Source organism: Flavobacterium sp. (genome assembly GCF_044348915.1).
GTDB lineage: Bacteria > Bacteroidota > Bacteroidia > Flavobacteriales > Flavobacteriaceae > Flavobacterium.
The window spans coordinates 1-5,416 of sequence record NZ_JBIKRX010000130.1 but is presented as its reverse complement, the minus strand read 5'-3'; the positions used below and the strand labels follow the sequence as shown (position 1 = coordinate 5,416).

4 protein-coding genes are annotated in these 5,416 nt (G+C 35.5%); all 4 read left to right on the top strand.

Annotated elements, in window-relative coordinates:
• The first annotated feature begins 193 nt into the window (after window positions 1-193).
• A complete protein-coding gene (locus ACIQ1E_RS13710; protein WP_396171896.1) occupies window positions 194-1,222 on the top strand; it encodes a BamA/TamA family outer membrane protein in 1,029 nt (342 codons plus the stop codon).
• A 194-nt stretch (window positions 1,223-1,416) separates the two neighbouring features.
• Complete coding sequence (locus tag ACIQ1E_RS13705; RefSeq protein WP_396171895.1) at window positions 1,417-2,343, top strand: transporter; 927 nt, start codon at window positions 1,417-1,419, stop codon at window positions 2,341-2,343.
• Window positions 2,344-2,373: 30 nt separating this feature from the next.
• A complete protein-coding gene (locus tag ACIQ1E_RS13700) occupies window positions 2,374-2,904 on the top strand; it encodes a DUF4251 domain-containing protein (protein ID WP_396171893.1) in 531 nt (176 codons plus the stop codon).
• 84 nt (window positions 2,905-2,988) lie between these two features.
• A complete protein-coding gene (locus ACIQ1E_RS13695; RefSeq protein WP_396171891.1) occupies window positions 2,989-5,226 on the top strand; it encodes a tetratricopeptide repeat protein in 2,238 nt (745 codons plus the stop codon).
• The last annotated feature ends 190 nt before the right edge of the window (window positions 5,227-5,416 follow it).

Here is a 5,416-nt window from a genome sequence, read left to right as displayed (position 1 = left end):
ACAATCTTCGATGTGTTAATGAAAAAGATGGTGAAATTTGAATAAATATCAATAAAATCAATAGATAACAAGGGTGCTCTAAGCGCCTATACCTAAAACTATTTTCTTTTTTATTCTATTTCTTTCCTTACCAATTGCGGTTTTAGGACAGAAGAAAATATCGTTTAAAGATTCACTCGATCATAAAATTGACTTGAGTGATTGGGTTATTACTTCTAAGGGGTTTATACCTATACCTTACCTCATTACTGAACCTGCACTCGGGGGCATTGGAGGAGCATTGGTTCCTGTTTTTATTAAACCTAACAGTCCATATTTAGATAGTATTGATGGTAAATTGGTAAAATCACGAGCTAAACCCAATTTTTTGGCTGTTGGCGCTGGCTATACTGCGAATGGCACTTGGTTTGTTGGTGGTGGAACGGCAGGAACTATAAAAAAATGGAGAGCCAATTATAGGCTTTTTGGAGGTTATGCCGATGTCAATATGAATTTTTATCGTACTTTTCAAAATGGAACTGAAGGCTCTTTTGAGTTCAACATCAAAACGGTTCCTATTTATGGTCAATTTACGAAACAAATTGGTTTAAGTGCTTGGTCTTTGGGATTAGATTATTTGTTTTTAAATACAACGCTAGCGAATTCTAATCCTTTGTTCAATACTCCTAAAGAGGTAAATAGCATCGTCAGTAAATTGGGTTTAGTATTTGATTATGATAAAAGAGATAATGTTTTCACTCCTGACAAGGGGTTCCGATGGAAAACTAGTTTTGCAGGATCTGATGATATTATAGGTAGTGATTATGATTTTACAACGCTGACTACTTCGGCCTTTTATTATGTTCCTGTTTCAAAACAATTGACAGCAGGATTTAGGGCGGAATATCAGCAAATATGGGGAAGTCCACCTTTTTATATGAAACCCTTTATCTCAATGAGAGGTATTCCAGTTATGCGATACCAAGGAAGTAATACCGTTCTTAGCGAAACAGAATGGCGATGGGATTTTAGTTATCGTCATAGTTTAGTTGGTTTTGGAGGAGCAGCCAAAGCTATTGCCGATGGAGATTCATTTCAAGATTCTTCTTGGCGCGTTTCCGGTGGTGCAGGATATCGGTATTTATTGGCACGAAAACTCAAACTTAGAGCAGGAATAGATATTGCCCGAGGGCCAGAAGATTGGGCTTATTATATTGTTTTTGGCGCCAATTGGGTAAAGTAAATTATGAATTTCCGTTAATTGAACTAATTATGAAAATGGTACGCGGATCCCGATAGATATCAGGATGTGCGTGGTTTTTTTGTTACTAGTATGCTTAGCGGACTTTTATAAAATAATTTATGATGAAAATCATTGTTACTTTTGTTAAATATAGATATTAGATAAAGGACTATAAATGATTTAAAAACAGATAAATGAGAGTGAAAAGCGTTAAATTTTTTTTTGTAATTTTCAAATGTTTTGTAGCATTTGTCATTTGTTTCTTAAGTACTACTGTTGTTGGGCAAGATTTAGAGCCTCGAGCATATGCTAATCTGCCTAAGGGAACTAATGTTTTAGCAGTTGGTTATGGCTACAACAAAGGGAATTTACTGCTAGATGCTTCTTTGCCTTTTAAAGATTTTGAAATCGACACCCAGATTTTTGCTGTAAATTACATTCGTAGTTTCAGTTTAGCCAAAAAATTAGCGAGGGTACAAGTAACTTTACCGTTGGCGGATATGCAAGGAAGAGTGCTGTTGAATGGAGAAGAAGTGACGGGATCTCGCTCGGGTTTTGGAGATATGCGCGTTCGTTTTGGAGTAAATTTAACGGGTTCACCAGCTTTGGATAGGAAAAGTTTTAGCCAATATCAACAAAAGGCTATTTTTGGCGTAAGCTTGGTAACATCAGTCCCAACCGGAAGATATTATAATGATAAACAAATTAATATTGGAACAAATCGTTGGGGATTCAAACCTGAAATTGGTATTTCGAAGCGATTTACAAAAATTTATGCTGAAGCATATGTCGGAACTTGGTTTTATACCCACAATAATGATTATTTGAAGGGTAATGAACTCAAACAAAAACCGACTGTTAGTTTTCAAGCCCACGCTAGTTATTACTTCAAAAATCAAATGTGGGTAGGTTTGAATACCAATTGGTATAAAGTGGGTGAAGTTGCCATAAACGATGTCTATAACGGAGACACTCAAAAAGATTGGAGGGTTGGCGTTACGTTTTCGGTTCCATTGACAAAAATGCAGTCTTTGCGATTGCAATATCATACGGGGATATATGCTGATCTTGGATTGGATTATGATTCCCTAACTTTGGCCTATCAATATGTGTTCTTTTAAAAACCTAGGTTTAATTTTTCTTAAAGTACAATGAAAACAAAATTCAATTTCAGATTAGTTTCGTTTTTGACACTTCTTTTTGTTTTATTTGTTTTTTCTAATGCTGTTGAAGCACAAGAAAAAAGTAAAAAACAAATTAAAAAAGAGAAAAAGTTAGAAAAGCAAAATCAGATAGCTCTTTTGGTAGCATCGAAAGAATTTGTTTTTAATGTTCAAAGAGTGGTTCCTCAGGGAGGAAGAACGTTTAACCCCACAAGCCCATACAGTGTCGAATTTAAATATGAATTAATCAATAGTCATTTGCCTTACATAGGTCGAGGTTTTGGAGGCATCGGATATGGCGGAGACGAGGGAATGATTTTCGAAGGGAAACCAAGCGTTTATACTGTTGAAAAAACTAAGAAAGCGTACCAAATCAAAGCTGAAGTACAAGGCAAAAACGATACTTTTTCGATGATGCTAACCGTATATTTTGATGGGAATGGCTATCTAACTATCAACAGTAATAATCGAAGCCCCATTTCTTATGATGGAGATATTGAAGCTCTTAAAATTAAATAAAATACTTGCTCCTGAATTTTAATATTTGAAAGTATTTATTTGCAACATCAAAAAAAATAAATACTTTTGTTTAAAATGCATTTTATGTACAAAAAATCGCTACTACTGATATTTATTTCAGTCGTTTTGCTTGTAATTTTTCGAGTTTTTATAGTTGACAGCTGCACTTCCAAATATATAAAATATTCCGACCTTGAATCTCATTCTAAGGAATATGTAGGCGATCAATCTTGTAAAAAATGCCACGAAAAGGAATTTAAAGATTGGAAACAATCCCATCATTACATGTCGATGTTGCCCCCGAACGATTCTACAGTTAAAGGGGATTTCAATAATGTTAGTTATACCGCTGATGGTGTGAGCAGTCGTTTTTATAAAAAGGGCTCTAGATATTATATTTTTACCGAGGGTGATGATGGTAAATATCACGAATTCGAAGTGAAATATATCTTTGGTTTTACTCCCTTACAACAATATTTGGTTCAGTTTCCTGGTGGTCGTATGCAGGTTCCAAGATTGAGTTATGATGTGATTAAGAAAAAATGGTTCAATCAATATGCAGGACAAAATATTCCTTCACACGATTGGTTGCATTGGACAGGAAATGCTCAAAATTGGAATACGATGTGTGCCACCTGTCATTCTACCAATCTAAGAAAGAATTACGATGTTAAAACAGATACTTATAAAACGAGTTATTCTATCATTAACGTAAGTTGCGAAAGTTGCCACGGTGCAGCTAAACAACATATCGATTTTATTAATGGGGATTACAAATCGGGTAGTAGGGTAGCAGGCAGTTTTATGAAATTGGCCAAAAACTCTAAACCTTTAGAAGAGATCAATACTTGCGCTCCTTGTCATGCTCGTATATCTGAAATCAATGGTAAGCATATTCCGAGCTCGGAAATAATGGATAATTACATTCCTCAAATTCCAGATACAGAATTCTATCATGCTGACGGACAGGTTAATGATGAGGATTATATTTACACTTCATTTTTGCAAAGTAAGATGTATCACAAGGGGGTGACCTGCAGTACTTGTCACGATCCACATTCTGCAAAACAAAAACGTCCCGGAAATCAGGCTTGCACGCTTTGCCACCTTCCTACGAAATATGATGTGCCTAAACATACTTTTCACAAGGCCGGAACTCCTGCCGCTGAATGTAAAAACTGTCATATGCCAGGTAAATTGTATATGGGTAATGATTTGCGCCACGATCACAGTTTTAGAGTGCCACGACCTGATTTATCCATAAAATACGGCACACCAAATGCTTGTAGCAACTGTCATAAAGACAAGTCGGAGAAAGTTTTGGCCGATGCTATTGTAAAATGGTATGGTCCTAAAAGGGTGTATCATTTTGCCGAAGATTTGATTCCCGGTAGTCGATTAGATGCCAATAGCGAAAAACATCTGACGAGTCTAATCAATAATAAGTTTGTTCCTAAAATTATTAAAGCAACCGCCACTTTTTATTTAGGTTCTTTACCGACGCAAACAAGTTTGAAAACTATTTTGGGAAGGCTCGCCAGTAATGATGCTCAAAACAGATATCGTGCTTTAAGAAGTTTAGCCTCATTCCCCTCCGAAAGTTGGATCGATGCTGTCGGACCTTTGCTTTCGGATAAAGTGAGAGCTGTGCGAATAGCCGCAGCGGATCTTTATATAATTATTCCTCGAGATCAAGTAAGACCGGAATATGAAAAAGCCTTCTCAGCCGCACAAGCGGAGTTAGAGAAATCTTTACGTTTTCAAACTGATTTTTCGACAGGAAATGTGATGTTGGCCGATTATTATTTGAAATTAAAGGATTATCCCAATGCGGAAAAATTCTACTTGCGAGGTCTTAAAAAAGACATCAATATGAATTATGCTTTGTTGAATTTATCGGCTGTTTATAATGAGCAAGGAAAAAATAAGCAAGCTTTAAATGCACTTGAATTGGCTTTGAAAAATGATGCTACTAATGAGCGTGTTTATTACAATATGGCTTTACTGCATAATGAAATGAATAATATTCCTGCAGCCGAAAAATCTTTTGCTAAAGCAGTAGAACTAAAGTCAACGAATTCTAGAGTTTATTACAATTACGGTTTACTATTGAATCAAAGTAAAAAGTATGCAGCTGCAGTTTCTGTTTTACAAAAAGGAATTCAAATCAATCCCTCCGATTCGGAACTTTATTATGCATTGACCTATGTTTATATGGAAGCAAATAATAAAGTTAAGGCTGTTCAAACAGCAATACAACTGAAGCAGTTGGATCCCAATAATCCTAATTATCAACAAATATTTAGCAGTCTTGGTATTTAGTAATTTAGATTCTTTTTGCGCTTTGATTTGCTTTTTAACTTGGGTTATACCAAACTTAATTATATTTTTAGGTATAGGCGTTTAGGCCGCCCAAAAACGAAAATAGTATTACCTTTGTCAAATGAGTACAAGGGAGAAATTTATAGGTGTGAATTCAATAACATTTAACAAGCGATTTAAGGAAGATGCA

Bases quoted from the DNA above. Each gene is read 5' to 3' on its own strand.
- ACIQ1E_RS13705 (WP_396171895.1), top strand. From the start codon at position 1,417: ATGAGAGTGAAAAGCGTTAAATTTTTTTTTGTAATTTTCAAATGTTTT.
- ACIQ1E_RS13695 (WP_396171891.1), top strand. From the start codon at position 2,989: ATGTACAAAAAATCGCTACTACTGATATTTATTTCAGTCGTTTTGCTT.
- ACIQ1E_RS13700 (WP_396171893.1), top strand. From the start codon at position 2,374: ATGAAAACAAAATTCAATTTCAGATTAGTTTCGTTTTTGACACTTCTT.